At 71.1% G+C, this 14,703-nt stretch carries 17 protein-coding genes; 13 read left to right on the plus strand and 4 right to left on the minus strand.

Features of this window, described 5'->3' with window-relative positions; all coding sequences use genetic code 11:
- Positions 1-318: 318 nt before the first annotated feature.
- The 3 genes from AS857_RS21640 (at position 319) to AS857_RS21650 (ending at position 2,822) form a co-directional block, all read left to right on the plus strand.
- Entirely contained in the window at positions 319-1,260 is a 942-nt protein-coding gene (locus AS857_RS21640; protein WP_173864791.1) for a heme o synthase, read from the plus strand.
- 58 nt (positions 1,261-1,318) lie between these two features.
- Positions 1,319-1,696: a hypothetical protein gene (locus tag AS857_RS21645; protein WP_058044937.1), complete on the plus strand. Its 378-nt coding sequence runs from the start codon at positions 1,319-1,321 to the stop codon at positions 1,694-1,696.
- Between the two features lie 76 nt (positions 1,697-1,772).
- Positions 1,773-2,822: an amidohydrolase family protein gene (locus AS857_RS21650; RefSeq protein WP_058044938.1), complete on the plus strand. Its 1,050-nt coding sequence runs from the start codon at positions 1,773-1,775 to the stop codon at positions 2,820-2,822.
- On the opposite strand, the gene AS857_RS21655 is transcribed toward AS857_RS21650, so the two are convergent.
- The 3 genes from AS857_RS21655 to AS857_RS21665 all read right to left on the minus strand — a co-directional run bounded on the left by AS857_RS21655 (position 2,792) and on the right by AS857_RS21665 (position 5,743).
- On the minus strand, positions 2,792-3,784 hold the full coding sequence (locus AS857_RS21655; RefSeq protein ID WP_058044939.1) for a COX15/CtaA family protein: 993 nt from the start codon (positions 3,782-3,784) through the stop codon (positions 2,792-2,794). The two genes, AS857_RS21650 and AS857_RS21655, sit on opposite strands and share 31 nt — an antisense overlap.
- 128 nt (positions 3,785-3,912) lie before the next feature.
- The gene (locus AS857_RS21660) at positions 3,913-4,698 is read right to left on the minus strand and encodes an ABC transporter permease (RefSeq protein WP_058044940.1); all 786 of its coding nucleotides are present in this window, start codon (positions 4,696-4,698) and stop codon (positions 3,913-3,915) included.
- Positions 4,699-4,783: 85 nt separating this feature from the next.
- Positions 4,784-5,743 (minus strand): ABC transporter ATP-binding protein, encoded by a 960-nt coding sequence (locus AS857_RS21665; RefSeq protein WP_058044941.1) that lies wholly within the window; start codon positions 5,741-5,743, stop codon positions 4,784-4,786.
- A 192-nt stretch (positions 5,744-5,935) separates the two neighbouring features.
- Here AS857_RS21665 and AS857_RS21670 point away from each other — a divergent pair, with 192 nt between their 5' ends.
- The 8 genes from AS857_RS21670 to AS857_RS21705 all read left to right on the plus strand — a co-directional run bounded on the left by AS857_RS21670 (position 5,936) and on the right by AS857_RS21705 (position 12,602).
- Positions 5,936-6,745 (plus strand): helix-turn-helix transcriptional regulator, encoded by an 810-nt coding sequence (locus AS857_RS21670; RefSeq protein WP_058044942.1) that lies wholly within the window; start codon positions 5,936-5,938, stop codon positions 6,743-6,745.
- Positions 6,742-8,163, plus strand: a complete 1,422-nt coding sequence (gene sufB, locus AS857_RS21675; protein ID WP_058044943.1) for a Fe-S cluster assembly protein SufB — start codon at positions 6,742-6,744, stop codon at positions 8,161-8,163. The genes AS857_RS21670 and sufB overlap by 4 nt, the downstream gene beginning before the upstream one ends.
- Positions 8,164-8,257: 94 nt before the next feature.
- On the plus strand, positions 8,258-9,439 hold the full coding sequence (gene sufD, locus AS857_RS21680) for a Fe-S cluster assembly protein SufD (protein ID WP_058044944.1): 1,182 nt from the start codon (positions 8,258-8,260) through the stop codon (positions 9,437-9,439).
- Positions 9,436-9,762, plus strand: a complete 327-nt coding sequence (locus AS857_RS21685) for a non-heme iron oxygenase ferredoxin subunit (protein ID WP_058044945.1) — start codon at positions 9,436-9,438, stop codon at positions 9,760-9,762. Before sufD ends, AS857_RS21685 begins: the two co-directional genes overlap by 4 nt.
- A 7-nt stretch (positions 9,763-9,769) precedes the next feature.
- Positions 9,770-10,537, plus strand: coding sequence for a Fe-S cluster assembly ATPase SufC (sufC, locus tag AS857_RS21690; RefSeq protein WP_058044946.1), 768 nt, complete (start codon positions 9,770-9,772; stop codon positions 10,535-10,537).
- Complete coding sequence (locus AS857_RS21695) at positions 10,534-11,790, plus strand: cysteine desulfurase (protein WP_058044947.1); 1,257 nt, start codon at positions 10,534-10,536, stop codon at positions 11,788-11,790. Before sufC ends, AS857_RS21695 begins: the two co-directional genes overlap by 4 nt.
- Positions 11,791-11,802: 12 nt before the next feature.
- The gene (gene sufU, locus AS857_RS21700) at positions 11,803-12,267 is read left to right on the plus strand and encodes a Fe-S cluster assembly sulfur transfer protein SufU (RefSeq protein ID WP_058044948.1); all 465 of its coding nucleotides are present in this window, start codon (positions 11,803-11,805) and stop codon (positions 12,265-12,267) included.
- On the plus strand, positions 12,264-12,602 hold the full coding sequence (locus tag AS857_RS21705; RefSeq protein ID WP_058044949.1) for a metal-sulfur cluster assembly factor: 339 nt from the start codon (positions 12,264-12,266) through the stop codon (positions 12,600-12,602). Before sufU ends, AS857_RS21705 begins: the two co-directional genes overlap by 4 nt.
- Positions 12,603-12,664: 62 nt before the next feature.
- Here the strand turns inward: AS857_RS21705 and AS857_RS21710 are convergent, their stop codons facing one another.
- Positions 12,665-13,660 carry an agmatine deiminase family protein gene (locus tag AS857_RS21710; RefSeq protein WP_245700409.1) on the minus strand — a complete coding sequence of 332 codons (996 nt, stop codon included), beginning with the start codon at positions 13,658-13,660 and terminating at the stop codon, positions 12,665-12,667.
- 157 nt (positions 13,661-13,817) lie between these two features.
- On the opposite strand from AS857_RS21710, the gene AS857_RS21715 reads away from it, so the two are divergent.
- Positions 13,818-14,141 (plus strand): DMT family transporter, encoded by a 324-nt coding sequence (locus tag AS857_RS21715; RefSeq protein WP_058044951.1) that lies wholly within the window; start codon positions 13,818-13,820, stop codon positions 14,139-14,141.
- The gene (locus tag AS857_RS21720) at positions 14,141-14,692 is read left to right on the plus strand and encodes a TetR/AcrR family transcriptional regulator (protein ID WP_058044952.1); all 552 of its coding nucleotides are present in this window, start codon (positions 14,141-14,143) and stop codon (positions 14,690-14,692) included. Before AS857_RS21715 ends, AS857_RS21720 begins: the two co-directional genes overlap by 1 nt.
- Positions 14,693-14,703: the final 11 nt, after the last annotated feature.

Consider the following 14,703-nt stretch of genomic DNA (forward strand, 5'->3'; position numbering starts at 1 on the left):
GTCGGCTGCCCGCTTACGGGCAGACGAATCGCGGCGGCAGGGATTCCCGCCGCGGGTGCGGCGCCCTGTTCACAGCCTGCCGGGCGGGGCGGCCGCCCGCCTCCCGAACGCCACCGTTCCGTCATGTCCGGGGGTTCCGCGGCCGCGTCCGGGTGGTGCGGGGGCGCCTTCTTGATCCCTTCGGTGCGCCCCCAACACGACCCACCCCGGCGGAGGCCGCGCCATGCCCTGCGTCTAAAGTGGCGTGGTACGCGCAAGTCTTTACCGGGCTTTCCGTCCCGGATGTGCTTGCTGGCCTTATCTCTGTCAGGGGTGTGCGTGACGGCCGTCGAATCCCGTCCTGCGGGGGTGCTCACCGAGAGCCCCGGTCACCGGCCGTTCGGGGCCCGTGCCAAGGCGTTCGTGGCGCTGACCAAGCCGCGTGTCATCGAGCTGCTGCTGATGACGACGGTGCCGGTGATGTTCCTCGCGGCCGAGGGCGTGCCCGACCTGTGGCTGGTCCTGGCCACCTGCATCGGCGGCTACCTGTCCGCTGGCGGCGCCGGCGCGTTCAACATGTGGTACGACCGCGACATCGACGCGCTGATGGACCGCACGTCGCAGCGGCCGGTGGTGACCGGCATGGTCTCCCCGCGCGAGTGCCTGGTCTTCGCCTCCGCGCTGACCGTCGGCTCGACCCTGTGGTTCTGGTTCCTGGTCAACCCGCTGTCGGCGATGCTCTCCCTCGGTGCCAACGCCTTCTACGTCGTCGTCTACACGATGATCCTCAAGCGCCGCACCGCGCAGAACATCGTCTGGGGCGGCATCGCGGGCTGCATGCCGGTCATCATCGGCTGGTCGGCCGTCACGAACTCCGTCTCCTGGGCCGCGCTCGTCCTCTTCCTGGTCATCTTCTTCTGGACGCCGCCGCACTACTGGCCGCTGTCGATGAAGGTCAAGGACGACTACGAGCGCGTCGGCGTGCCGATGCTTCCCGTCATCGCGGGCAACAAGGCGGTCGCCAAGCAGATCGTCATCTACAGCTGGGTGATGGTCGCCGTCTCGCTCGCGCTGCAGCCGCTCGGCTACACCGGCTGGTTCTACACGGTGGTGGCGGCCGCGCTCGGCGGCTTCTGGCTGAAGGAGGCCCACGCCCTGCAGGCCCGGGCCAAGGCCGGCATCACGGGCGCGAAGCTCAAGGAGATGCGGCTGTTCCACTGGTCCATCACCTATGTGTCGCTGCTGTTCGTGGCGGTGGCCGTGGACCCCTTCCTGCGCTGATCGCTTCTTCCTGCGCCGGTCCCTTCCTTCGCTAATTACCGCTCGGTAGCATCTGCGTATGGCAGATGACACCACCTCGCAGGACGGCTCGGCCGAGAAGGCCGCGCCGTCCGACGCCCGGGCGGACCGCAAGGCCGCCCGGCTCGCCCGTCAGATCGACGCGTTCGCCAAGAGCCACGGCGGCTCCGCCGAGGGCCAGCTGGCCCACATCGCCCGTGGCACTACCCGCATCGCCCTGGTGGGTGCCAACGGCGAGTGGGGCAACCTCGTCGCCCCCTCCATGGACGTCGCCCGCAAGGCCGCCGAGAAGGCCGGGCTCACCCTCCACGACGACTTCGACGGCGAGTTCGCCGCCAAGGTCCGCACCGGCCCGTACGAGTGGTCGCGCATGGCCGGCATCCAGCTCGGCGGGCCGGCCAACCCCGCCGATAACTGACGCGCCCCTCGGCCGTTAGACCCGCGGGGAGCGGCCGCACACGCGCCGCTCGGGGGGTACGGCACGAGGGGGGCGGATGGACGGCTTGCCGCTGCTCGTCGACCAGCACAGTCACGGCGCGGTCCACGGAGAGCTGGGGCTCGGCGGGTTCGAGGCGCACCTGGCCGCGGCCGCCGGGGCCGCGGGCCCCGCGCCGCCCGGCACCACCTTCTTCGACAGCCGCACCGGGCTCGCCCTGCGCCGCTGGTGCCCGCCCCTGCTCGGCCTGGACCCGCACTGCTCGCCCGTCCGCTACCTGGCCCGCCGCCGCGAGCTGGGCGCCTACCGCGCGGGGCAGCTGCTGCTGCGCGGCGCGGGCATCGGCACCTTCCTGCTGGAGACGGGGGAGCCGAGCGGCCTCACCTCGGCCGCCGAGCTCGCCGGGGCCGCGGACGGCAGAGCCCACGAGGTCGTCCGGCTCGAACCGCTCGCCGAGCAGGTCGCCGACACCTCCGGAAGCGCGGACTCCTTCACGGCCTACCTGGCCGAGGCGCTCTACGCGGCCGCCCTGAGCGCCACCGCGTTCGCCTGCGGCGTCCCCTTCTGCGACGGCAGCCCGCCGGGCCTCGCGGAGGTGCGCAAGGCCGCGGGGCAGTGGCTGAGGACGCGCCGCCCGGGCGGCCGGCTGGACGATCCGGTGCTCGCCCGCCATCTGCTGTGGAGCGCGCTGGCCGCCGGGCTGCCCGTCCAGCTGCACTGCCCCGACCCGCTGCGGCTCTCCCGCTTCCTGCGGGCCACCGCGGGCCTGGGCGCCGATCTGGTGCTGCTGCCGGACCCGTGGCACCACAGGGAGGCCGCGCAGCTCGCGGGGGCCTTCCCGCACGTGTACGCGGACGTGGGCGCCCGGCCCGAGGAGACGCTGCGCGAGGCGCCCTTCGGCAAGCTGCTGTTCTCCAGCGGCGCGCGCGGCCCGGCCGAGCTCTACGTGGTCGCCGCCCGGTCGTTCACGCAGGCCATGAACCGGCTGATGAACGACTGGGTCGCCGACGGCTGGTGCCGGTGGGCGGACGCGCGCAGGATCGCCTCGCTCGTCGCCGCCGGCACCGCCCGCAGGGTCTACCGGCTGGACGCGGAGGCGGCGGTCTGAAGCGCCTCGTGCTCACCCGAAGGAGCGGGCAGGGTGGCCGCCTCGCCCCGCTCCCGCAGCGACAGGAAGACCCGCAGCACGGCGATCCACACCAGGCAGGAGCCGAACATGTGGGCGCCGACGACCAGCTCCGGCTCGTCGTTGAAGTACTGCACGTAGCCGATGACGCCCTGGAACATCAGCACGGCGAACAGCTCGACCACGCGGCGGCGCGGCACGGCCGGCGCCTTCACGGCCCGCAGCACGAACCACAGGGCGACGGTCAGGCCGACCACGATGTAGACGAAGTCGACGTGCAGCTGGGTGACCTCGCGCCAGTCCAGCGGGATGCGGTGGACGTCCTTCGAGGCGTCGCCCGCGTGCCGGCCGGAGCCGGTCACCACCGTGCCGACGAGGATCAGCAGGACGGTCGCCCCGACCAGGACCCAGCTGAGCTGCCGCACCGGACGGGCCACCAGGTCGCGCGGCTCGTCGTCGCCCTCGGCCGAGCGGTGCCACATCACCACGGCCACCGTCAGCAGCGCGGTCGCCGCCAGGAAGTGCAGGGCCACGATGTACGGGTTGAGGCCCGTCAGCACCGTGATGCCGCCGATGATGCCGTTGCTCGCGATGAGCCAGAACTGGGCCCAGCCCAGACGTGTGAGGGAGCGGCGGCGCGGGGCACGCGCGCGTGCCGCCACGATCGCGACGCCGACGAACACGCACAGCACGTACGTCAGCATGCGGTTGGTGAACTCGATGACGCCGTTGATGCCCATCTCCGGGGTCGGCGTCAGGCTGTCCTCGGTGCAGGTGGGCCACGTCGGGCAGCCGAGCCCCGACTGGGTGAGCCGGACCGCGCCGCCCGTGACCACGATGACCACGGCCATCACCACGGCGGCGAGGGCCGCCCGCCGGACGAAGCGCGCGGAGGGCTGCCAGCGGTCGGCGACGATCTGGAGGGGGTTCAGCGTTTTCGGCACGGGCTCATCGTAAAGGGGAGCTTGTGCATGCATTCACGAGGGGGTGTGGGGGAGTCGCCTCCCCGGGAAAGGCAGCACGAGGGGGGTGCGTGGCGTCCGCCAAGCTCACCCCCGTCGCTGCGCTCCCGTCACTCCCAGCGGAAGAGCTTCGCCGCTGCTCCGAGGCCCAGCACCGCCCACACGGCGAGGATGCCGAGGTCGCGCCACGGCATGCCCGCGCCGTGCTGCAGGACGTCCCGCAGGCCGTCCGAGAGCGCCGAGATCGGCAGCAGCTCCAGCGCCGCCCGCACCCCGCCGGGGAACTTCTCCATCGGCACGATCACCCCGCCGCCCACCAGCAGCAGGAGGAAGACCAGGTTCGCCGCGGCCAGCGTCACCTCGGCCTTGAGCGTGCCGGCCATCAGCAGCCCGAGCCCGGAGAAGGCCGCCGTGCCCAGGACGAGCAGCAGCAGGACCGCGAAGGGGTTGCCCTGCGGCGACCAGCCCAGTGCGAAGGCGATCACCGTCAGCAGCGCGATCTGCAGCACCTCGGTGACCAGCACCGAGCAGGTCTTCGCCGTCATCAGCGCCCAGCGCGGCAGCGGCGAGGCGCCGAGCCGCTTGAGCACGCCGTAGCGGCGCTCGAAGCCGGTGGCGATGGCCTGGCCGGTGAACGCCGTGGACATCACGGCCAGCGCCAGCACGCCCGGGGCCAGGAAGTCGACGGCCTTGCCCTCGCCCGTGTCCACGATGTCGACGGCGCTGAAGAGGACGAGCAGCAGTGTGGGGATGACGACGGTCAGCAGGAGCTGCTCGCCGTTGCGCAGCAGCATGCGCGTCTCCAGCGCTGCCTGCGCGCGGATCATCCGGGAGAGGGGCGCGGCGCCGGGCCGCGGGGCGAACGTCCCGTTGCCCGTCGAGATCACATCACTCATGCCCGCAGCTCCTTGCCGGTCGGCTCCAAGCTGCGTTCTCCCGGGGGACAACCCCCGGACCCCCGGCCGGGCCGTACGTACTCGCTCATGCCCGCAGCTCCTTGCCGGTCAGCTCCAGAAAAACGTCCTCAAGCGTGTGCCGCTCGACCGCGATGCGGTCCGGCATGACGCCGTTCTGCGCACACCACGTGGTCACCGTGGCGAGCAGCTGCGGGTCGATGCGGCCGCCGACGCGGTACGTGCCCGGGGTGAGCTCCGCCGCCGTCGAGTCGGCGGGCAGGGCCTTCAGGAGCGAGCCGAGGTCCAGTCCGGGCCGGCCGCTGAAGCGCAGGGTGTTCTCCGCGCCGCCCCGGCACAGCTGCTCGGGGCTGCCCTGGGCGATGACCCTGCCGCTGTCGATGATGGCGACGTCGTCGGCCAGGGCCTCGGCCTCGTCCATGTAGTGCGTGGTGAGGACGATGGTGACGCCGTCGGCGCGCAGCTCGCGCACCAGGTCCCAGGTGGCGTGCCGGGCCTGCGGGTCGAGGCCGGCCGTCGGCTCGTCGAGGAAGACCAGCTCGGGGCGGCCGACGACGGCCATGGCGAGCGCGAGGCGCTGCTGCTGGCCGCCGGACAGCCGCCGGTAGGCCGTCCTGCCGCAGCCGCCCAGGCCCAGCCGGTCTATGAGGGACGGGACGTCGAGGGGGTGGGCGTGCAGGGAGGCGACGTGGCGCAGCATCTCCTCCGCACGCGCCCCCGCGTACACCCCTCCGCTCTGCAGCATCACGCCGACGCGGGGCCGCAGGGCCGCGGAGTCGGCGACGGGGTCGAGCCCGAGGACGCGGACGGTGCCTGCGTCGGGGCGGCGGTAGCCCTCGCAGGTCTCGATCGTGGTGGTCTTGCCGGCCCCGTTGGGGCCGAGGACGGCGGTGAGGCCGCCGCGGGCGACGGACAGGTCGAGTCCGTCCACCGCGGCCTTCTGTCCGTACCGCTTCACCAGCCCGCGGACCTCGACCGCGGGCGGGCCGGGGGCCTCGGGGGTGTCCCCCGGGAAGACGCTGCGCATGGCGGGAAGTCTACGAAGCCCGGCGTGTCCCCGGATGCCCCGGGGTGGAACCCGCTTCCGGGCGGGCGGCCGCGGGCCGGGTAAGACCAAGATCGACGGGTGGCGGTTAGGTAACCCTTAGTGATCGAGGACACCGCCGCGCGGTCGGGACCGGGCTTGTCCGCCTCCTGGTAATTACGCAACAATGGTGTTGTGAAATACGCGCGCGAGGTCCCGCAGGACCCCGCGGCCAGTCCGGGAGGACCCGTGGCCGCCGGGCCGCAGCAGGCTGCACCTGCGCCCGCCCGCGCCGACGAGCGCGGTCACGACGAGCAGCGCGGCACCCGCAATCGCGTCGCCCGCTCCATCCTCGACCACGGTCCGTCCACCGCGGCCGACCTGGCCGTGCGCCTGGAGCTCACCCAGGCGGCCGTCCGCCGCCACCTCGACACCCTCGTCGCCGAGGGCGTCGTCGAGCCCCGCGAGAAGCGGGTCTACGGCGCGCGCGGCCGCGGCCGCCCCGCCAAGGCCTTCGCCCTGACCGACTGCGGCCGGGACGCCTTCGACCAGGCCTACGACAAGCTCGCCGGGGACGCCCTGCGCTGGATCGCGCAGGCCGCCGGCGGCGGGGAGATGGGCGAGGCCGCCGTCGCCGCCTTCGCCCGGGCCCGCATGGCCGCCCAGGCCGAGGGCTACCGCAAGGCGCTCGAGGCCGCCGCACCCGAGTCGCGCACCGAGGCCCTTGCCAGGGCATTGACCGCGGACGGGTACGCTGCTACGGCGCGTAGCGCGCCGGTCGGCGAACAGCTTTGCCAGCACCACTGCCCGGTCGCCCATGTCGCCGAGCAGTTCCCGCAGCTGTGCGAGGCGGAGACCGAGGTCTTCTCCCGCCTGCTCGGGACTCATGTGCAGCGTCTTGCCACCATCGCCCACGGCGACGGGGTGTGCACGACGTTCATCCCGAAGAGCAAGACCAAGACCACCACAGCATCCGCCAGCACGGCCGGGAGGAACCCCGCATGACTCTCCCCACGGAGACTGCCCACCCTGAGCTCGAAGGCCTGGGCACGTACGAATACGGCTGGGCCGACTCCGACGTGGCCGGTGCCGCAGCCAAGCGCGGCCTCTCCGAGGCGGTCGTCCGCGACATCTCGGCCAAGAAGTCCGAGCCGGAGTGGATGCTCAAGCTGCGGCTGAAGGGCCTGAAGCTCTTCGACAAGAAGCCCATGCCGACCTGGGGCTCCGACCTCTCGGGCATCGACTTCGACAACATCAAGTACTTCGTGCGCTCCACGGAGAAGCAGGCCGCCACCTGGGAGGACCTGCCCGAGGACATCAAGAACACCTACGACAAGCTGGGTATCCCGGAGGCGGAGAAGCAGCGCCTGGTCGCCGGTGTCGCCGCGCAGTACGAGTCGGAGGTCGTCTACCACCAGATCCGTGAGGACCTGGAGGAGCAGGGTGTCATCTTCCTGGACACGGACACGGCGCTGAAGGAGCACCCGGAGCTCTTCCAGGAGTACTTCGGTACGGTCATCCCGGTCGGTGACAACAAGTTCGCGTCGCTGAACTCGGCCGTGTGGTCCGGTGGCTCCTTCATCTATGTCCCGAAGGGTGTCCATGTCGACATCCCGCTGCAGGCCTACTTCCGTATCAACACGGAGAACATGGGTCAGTTCGAGCGGACGCTGATCATCGTCGACGAGGACGCCTACGTCCACTACGTCGAGGGCTGCACGGCTCCGATCTACTCCTCGGACTCGCTGCACAGTGCCGTCGTGGAGATCATCGTCAAGAAGGGCGGCCGCTGCCGCTACACGACGATCCAGAACTGGTCGAACAACGTCTACAACCTGGTCACCAAGCGTGCCGTGGCCTACGAGGGCGCGACCATGGAGTGGGTCGACGGCAACATCGGCTCCAAGGTGACGATGAAGTACCCGGCCGTGTACCTGATGGGTGAGCACGCCAAGGGCGAGACGCTGTCCATCGCGTTCTCCGGTCAGGGTCAGCACCAGGACGCCGGCGCGAAGATGGTCCACATGGCGCCGAACACCTCCTCGAACATCGTCTCGAAGTCGGTGGCGCGGGGCGGTGGCCGTACTTCCTACCGTGGTCTGATCGAGATCGGCGAGGGCGCCCACGGCTCCAAGTCGAACGTGCTCTGCGATGCCCTGCTCGTGGACACCATCTCCCGCTCGGACACCTACCCCTACGTCGACGTCCGCGAGGACGACGTCTCCATGGGCCACGAGGCGACCGTCTCCAAGGTCAGCGACGACCAGCTCTTCTACCTGATGAGCCGTGGTCTGTCCGAGGACGAGGCGATGGCGATGATCGTGCGCGGCTTCGTCGAGCCGATCGCCCGGGAGCTGCCCATGGAGTACGCGCTGGAGCTCAACCGGCTGATCGAGCTGCAGATGGAAGGCTCCGTCGGCTGACCCTCCCCCCGCCCCCGAAGGCAGGGGAGGGGCACGGACGCCCCCGACCGCAGCAGCGAACCCTTTGTGACAGGAAGAGAGCACGACGACAGCCATGGCTGACAACACCCCCGCCGGCAGCACGACCGACGGCGCCATCCAGGTGGGCGGGCCCCGCCAGCCCATCGACGCGCGCGTGAGCGCCCCCGCCTCGTACGACGTGGCGGACTTCCCCGTGCCGCACGGCCGCGAGGAGGAGTGGCGCTTCACCCCGCTGGAGCGCCTGCGCGGTCTGCACGACGGCACCGCCGTTGCGAACGGCGGCGGCGTCAAGGTCGAGGTCAGCGCCCCCGCGGGCGTCACCGTCGAGACCGTCGGCCGTGACGACGCCCGCCTCGGCCGCTCCGGCAAGCCGGTCGACCGCGTCGCCGCCCAGGCCTACACCTCCTTCGAGAAGGCCTCGGTCGTCTCGATCCCCAAGGACACCGTGCTCACCGAGCCCGTCACGATCTCCGTGCACGGCGAGGGCGGCGTGGCCTTCGGCCACCAGGTGATCGATGTCGGCGCCTTCGCCGAGGCCGTCGTCGTCCTCGACCACACCGGTGACACCACGCTCGCCGCCAACGTCGAGTTCCTCGTCGGCGACGGCGCCAAGCTCACCGTCGTCTCCGTCCAGGACTGGGACGCCACCGCGGTGCACGCCGCCCAGCACACCGCGCTGGTCGGCCGCGACGCCTCCTTCAAGTCCGTGATCGTCACCTTCGGCGGCGACCTGGTCCGCCTCCACCCCCGGGTCGTCTACGGCGCCCCCGGCGGCGAGGCCGAGCTCTACGGTCTGTACTTCACGGACAAGGGCCAGCACCAGGAGCACCGCCTCTTCGTCGACCACGACACCCCGCACTGCCGCAGCAACGTCGCCTACAAGGGGGCGCTGCAGGGCCAGGACGCCCACGCCGTCTGGATCGGCGACGTCCTCATCCGCGCGGAGGCCGAGGGCACCGACACCTACGAGCTCAACCGCAACCTCGTCCTCACCGACGGCGCCCGCGTCGACTCCGTGCCCAACCTGGAGATCGAGACCGGCGAGATCGTCGGCGCCGGCCACGCCTCGGCGACCGGCCGCTTCGACGACGAGCAGCTGTTCTACCTGATGGCCCGCGGCATCCCGGCCGACGAGGCCCGCCGTCTGGTGGTCCGCGGCTTCTTCGCCGAGCTGGTCCAGCAGATCGGCATCCCGGAGCTCGAGGAGCGCCTCATCGCCAAGATCGAGGCCGAGCTGGAGGCGTCGGTGGCATGAGCGAGACCCCGTACATCCGCGCGGCCGCGCTGAGCGACCTGGAGGAGGACACTCCCAAGCGGGTCGAGATCGACGGCGTCCCCGTCTCCCTCGTCCGCACGGAGGGAGAGGTCTTCGCCATCAACGACATCTGCTCGCACGCGAACGTCTCGCTCTCCGAGGGCGAGGTGGAGGACTGCGCCATCGAGTGCTGGCTGCACGGCTCCAGCTTCGACCTGCGCACGGGCAAGCCCTCGGGCCTGCCCGCCACGCGCCCCGTCCCCGTATACCCCGTCAAGATCGAAGGGGACGACGTGCTCGTCTCCGTCACCCAGGAGTCCTGAGTTCCCCATGGCAACGCTTGAGATCCACGACCTGCACGTCTCCGTCGAAGCCGAGAACGGCCCGCGCGAGATCCTCAAGGGCGTCGACCTGACCGTGAAGCAGGGCGAGACCCACGCCATCATGGGCCCCAACGGCTCCGGCAAGTCGACCCTGGCGTACTCCCTCGCGGGTCACCCCAAGTACACGATCACCGGCGGCACCGTCACCCTCGACGGCGAGGACGTCCTGGAGATGTCCGTCGACGAGCGCGCCCGTGCCGGCGTCTTCCTCGCCATGCAGTACCCCGTCGAGGTGCCCGGCGTCTCGGTCTCCAACTTCCTGCGCACCTCCGCCACCGCCATCCGCGGCGAGGCCCCCAAGCTGCGCACCTGGGTGAAGGAGGTCAAGGGAGCCATGGAGCGCCTGAACATGGACCCCGCCTTCGCCGAGCGCAACGTCAACGAGGGCTTCTCCGGCGGTGAGAAGAAGCGCCACGAGATCCTCCAGCTGGAGCTCCTCAAGCCGAAGATCGCGATCCTCGACGAGACCGACTCCGGCCTGGACGTCGACGCCCTGCGCCAGGTCTCCGAGGGCGTCAACCGCGTCCGCGAGACCGGTGAGGTCGGCACCCTGCTGATCACGCACTACACGCGCATCCTGCGCTACATCAAGCCGGACTTCGTCCACGTCTTCTCGGGCGGCCGCATCGTGGAGTCCGGCGGCGCCGAGCTCGCCGACAAGCTCGAGGCCGAGGGCTACGAGGCCTACCAGACGAAGGGCGGCGTCAGCGCGTGACCATACTGCCGGGCCTCCTCGACACCGAGGCGATTCGCAAGGACTTCCCCATCCTGGACCGCACGGTCCACGACGGTAAGAAGATCGTCTACCTGGACTCCGCGGCCACTTCCCAGAAGCCGCGCCAGGTGCTCGACGCGCTCAACGCGTACTACGAGCGGCACAACGCCAACGTCCACCGCGGCGTCTACACCATCGCCGAGGAGGCCACGGCACTGTACGAGGGCGCCCGCGACAAGGTCGCCGCCTTCATCAACGCCCCCAGCCGCGACGAGGTCATCTTCACCAAGAACGCCTCCGAGTCGCTCAACCTCGTGGCCAACATGCTCGGCTGGGCCGACGAGCCCTACCGCGTCGACCACGACACCGAGATCGTCATCACCGAGATGGAGCACCACTCCAACATCGTCCCGTGGCAGCTGCTCTCGCAGCGCACCGGCGCGAAGCTGAAGTGGTTCGGCCTCACCGACGACGGCCGCCTGGACCTGTCCAACATCGACGAGATCATCACCGAGAAGACCAAGGTCGTCTCCTTCGTGCTGGTCTCCAACATCATGGGCACCGTCAACCCCGTCGAGACCATCGTCCGCCGCGCCCAGGAAGTCGGTGCGCTCGTCGTCATCGACGCCTCCCAGGCCGCCCCGCACATGGTCCTCGACGTCCAGGCCCTCCAGGCCGACTTCGTGGCCTTCACCGGCCACAAGATGTGCGGCCCGACCGGCATCGGCGTCCTGTGGGGCCGCCAGGAGCTGCTGGAGGACCTCCCGCCGTTCCTCGGCGGCGGCGAGATGATCGAGACCGTCTCGATGCACTCCTCCACCTACGCCCCCGCCCCGCACAAGTTCGAGGCCGGTACGCCCCCGATCGCCCAGGCCGTCGGCCTCGGCGCCGCGGTGGACTACCTGTCGGCGATCGGCATGGAGAACATCGCCCGGCACGAGCACGCCATCACGCAGTACGCCGTGCGCCGCCTCCAGGAGGTGCCGGACCTGCGCATCATCGGCCCCACCACGGCCGAGGACCGCGGCGCCACGATCTCCTTCACCCTCGGCGACATTCACCCGCACGACGTGGGCCAGGTCCTCGACGAGCAGGGCATCGCCGTACGCGTCGGCCACCACTGCGCGCGGCCCGTCTGCCTCCGGTACGGAATTCCTGCGACCACGCGGGCGTCGTTCTACCTGTACTCCACCCCCGGCGAGGTCGACGCCTTGATCGAGGGTCTGGAGCACGTCCGGAACTTCTTCGGCTGAGAGCTGCTGACTGTGAAGCTTGATTCGATGTACCAGGACGTCATCCTGGACCACTACAAGCACCCGCACGGCCGGGGCTTGCGGGATGGCGACGCCGAGGTGCACCACGTCAACCCGACCTGCGGCGACGAGATCACGCTGCGGGTGCGCATGGCCGGCGACACCATCGAGGACGTCTCGTACGAGGGCCAGGGCTGCTCCATCAGCCAGGCCAGCGCCTCCGTGCTCAACGAGCTGCTGGTCGGCAAGGAGCTGGAGCAGGCGCAGAAGATCCAGGAGACCTTCCTGGAGCTGATGCAGTCCAAGGGCCGCATCGAGCCGGACGACGCGATGGAGGAGGTGCTGGAGGACGCGGTCGCGTTCGCCGGCGTCTCCAAGTATCCGGCGCGCGTGAAGTGTGCTCTGCTGAGCTGGATGGCGTGGAAGGACGCGACCGCCCAGGCAATGGGTGAGAGCGCTGAAAGGAAGACCGCATGAGTGACAACGCAGAGGTGACCACCAAGCCGGCCACGGAGGAAGAGGTCCGCGAGGCCCTCTACGACGTGGTCGACCCCGAGCTGGGCATCGACGTCGTCAACCTCGGCCTGATCTACGGCATCCACATCGACGACGCCAACATCGCCACCCTCGACATGACCCTGACGTCCGCGGCCTGCCCGCTGACCGACGTCATCGAGGACCAGGCGAAGTCGGCCACCGAGGGCATCGTCAACGAGCTCCGGATCAACTGGGTCTGGATGCCGCCGTGGGGCCCGGACAAGATCACGGACGAGGGCCGCGAGCAGCTCCGGGCGCTCGGCTTCAACGTCTGAGCCGCACCCGTACAAGCTGTACGACCCCGTACGACAGCAGCAGCCCGCTCCCTGACCCCCGGTCAGGCGGCGGGCTGCTGCTGTGTGGCGCAGTGGATGCCGCCGCCGCCCTCCGCCAGGTCGTGGATCCCGACCTGGCGGACGGTGCGGCCGGGGTGGAGGTCGCGCAGGAGGGACGCCGCGTGGTCGTCGGCGCGGGGGTCGCCGAAGCGGGGGACGAGCACGGCGCCGTTCGCCACGTAGTAGTTGGCGTAGCAGCCGAGGAAGTCCTCGCCGCGCCTGCCCAGCTCCGCCGGGTCCGGCTCGGGGAGGTCCACGATCTCCAGACGGCGGCCGTGGGCGTCGGTGGCCGCCTCCAGGGTGGCGCGCGCCTGCTCGTACACGCGCGTCCAGACGTCCGGCCGCGCCCCGGGCGGCGGGCTGCTCAGCAGGACCGTGCCGGGGGCGGTGAAGCGGGCGAGGGCGTCGACGTGGCAGTCGGTGATGTCCTCGCCGCGCACGCCCTCCAGCCAGATCACCTTGCGGGCGCCGAGCAGCTCCACGAGGGCCTTTTCGATGTCGTCGCGCGAGCGGCCCGGGTTGCGGTTGTCGTTCACCAGTGAGCTCTCGGTGACCAGCAGCGTGCCCTCGCCGTCGGTCTCCAGCGAGCCGCCCTCGGCGACGATCGGCGCCTCGACGCGCGGCACCCCGAAGGCCTCCAGCACCCGGCGCGCGACCAGGCCGTCCCGGGCGTGCTCCTGCTTGCCGCCCCAGCCGCTGAAGCCGAAGTCGACGCCCGCGGCCGCCCCGTCGGGGCCGGTGACGAAGACGGGGCCGGAGTCGCGCAGCCAGAGGTCGTCGACGGGCACGGGCATGACCTCGACGCCCCCGCCGCACGCCTTCCGCGCCGCCGCGGCGTCCTCGGGGGCCGCGAGCAGCACCACGGGCTCGTACTCCGCGATCGTCCGGGCGATCGCGGCGACGTCCCCGCGCACCGCGGCGGTGTACCGGCCCCAGACGGAACCGGCCGGCGGCCAGCCCATGAAGGTGCGCAGGTGGGGCTGTGACTCGGCGGACATCTGATGCATCGTCGGGTTCCTCGGAGCTGCTCGGACGGACTGCGGTCATGGCTTCTTCGCTCCACACCATGGTCATCGATGCACGCGGTCCGAGGCCTCCTTCCGCGCCGGGAATCGATGCGTACGGCCGTACGCATCGATGTGTACACTCGTACGCATGATGTACGTGACGCTCGCCGGAGCGATCCTCGCCGAGATCATGGCCACCACCGCCATGAAGTTCAGCGACGGCTTCAGCAAGCTGTGGCCCTCGGTGGGCACGGTGGCGGGGTACCTCGTGGCCTTCGCCCTGCTCGCGCAGACGCTCAAGACCATGAACGTCGGAACGGCCTACGCCATCTGGTCCGGCGCCGGCACCGCCGTCGTGGCCGCCATCGGCATGCTCTTCCTCGGCGAAGCCGTCAACGCGGCGCGGATCGGCGGCGTCCTGCTGGTGATCGCCGGTGTCGTCGTCCTCAACCTGGGCGGGGCGTCCCACTGATGGCCCGCCGCTACGACCCCGAGCGCCGCGACCGCATCATCGACGCCGCCATCCGCGTCGTCGCCGAGCGCGGCATCGACGCCCTCGGCCACCGGGCCGTGGCCGCCGCCGCCGACGTGCCGCTCGGCTCCACCACGTACCACTTCGCCACCCTGGACGACCTGCTCGTGGAGGCGCTGCGGCGCACCGCACGGGAGTGGCTCGACGGCCTCGCCGCCTGGGAGCGGGCCGTCGACCCCGGCCTGCCCCTCGCCGAGGAGCTGGGCCGGCTCGTCGGCGAGTCGCTCACCGGGGACCGCAGGCGCCTGGAGCTGGAGTACGAGCTCTACCTCGCCGCGCTGCGCCGCCCGGCCGTGCGGCCCATCGCCGCGGAGTGCGTGGACGAGATGGTCACCGTCCTGCGCCGCCGCACCGCCGACGAGGCGACCGCCCGCGCGCTCGTCGCGCTGATCGACGGCATGCTCCTGCAGCACCTGCTCACCGGGCGGTCCTTCGACCGGGACGAGGCGGTCCGGGCGCTGGCCGCCGTGACGGGCGGGTCGGCCCCGTGACCGGTGCCCGG

This window comes from Streptomyces roseifaciens (assembly GCF_001445655.1).
In the GTDB taxonomy this organism is placed as follows: domain Bacteria; phylum Actinomycetota; class Actinomycetes; order Streptomycetales; family Streptomycetaceae; genus Streptomyces; species Streptomyces aureoversilis.

Coding starts and splice junctions, on each gene's coding strand:
- sufD (WP_058044944.1), top strand. CDS start 8,258: ATGGCTGACAACACCCCCGCCGGCAGCACGACCGACGGCGCCATCCAG.
- AS857_RS21650 (WP_058044938.1), top strand. CDS start 1,773: ATGGACGGCTTGCCGCTGCTCGTCGACCAGCACAGTCACGGCGCGGTC.
- AS857_RS21645 (WP_058044937.1), top strand. CDS start 1,319: ATGGCAGATGACACCACCTCGCAGGACGGCTCGGCCGAGAAGGCCGCG.
- AS857_RS21685 (WP_058044945.1), top strand. CDS start 9,436: ATGAGCGAGACCCCGTACATCCGCGCGGCCGCGCTGAGCGACCTGGAG.
- AS857_RS21720 (WP_058044952.1), top strand. CDS start 14,141: ATGGCCCGCCGCTACGACCCCGAGCGCCGCGACCGCATCATCGACGCC.
- AS857_RS21665 (WP_058044941.1), bottom strand. CDS start 5,743: ATGCGCAGCGTCTTCCCGGGGGACACCCCCGAGGCCCCCGGCCCGCCC.
- AS857_RS21710 (WP_245700409.1), bottom strand. CDS start 13,660: ATGTCCGCCGAGTCACAGCCCCACCTGCGCACCTTCATGGGCTGGCCG.
- AS857_RS21705 (WP_058044949.1), top strand. CDS start 12,264: ATGAGTGACAACGCAGAGGTGACCACCAAGCCGGCCACGGAGGAAGAG.
- AS857_RS21660 (WP_058044940.1), bottom strand. CDS start 4,698: ATGAGTGATGTGATCTCGACGGGCAACGGGACGTTCGCCCCGCGGCCC.
- sufC (WP_058044946.1), top strand. CDS start 9,770: ATGGCAACGCTTGAGATCCACGACCTGCACGTCTCCGTCGAAGCCGAG.
- sufB (WP_058044943.1), top strand. CDS start 6,742: ATGACTCTCCCCACGGAGACTGCCCACCCTGAGCTCGAAGGCCTGGGC.
- AS857_RS21715 (WP_058044951.1), top strand. CDS start 13,818: ATGATGTACGTGACGCTCGCCGGAGCGATCCTCGCCGAGATCATGGCC.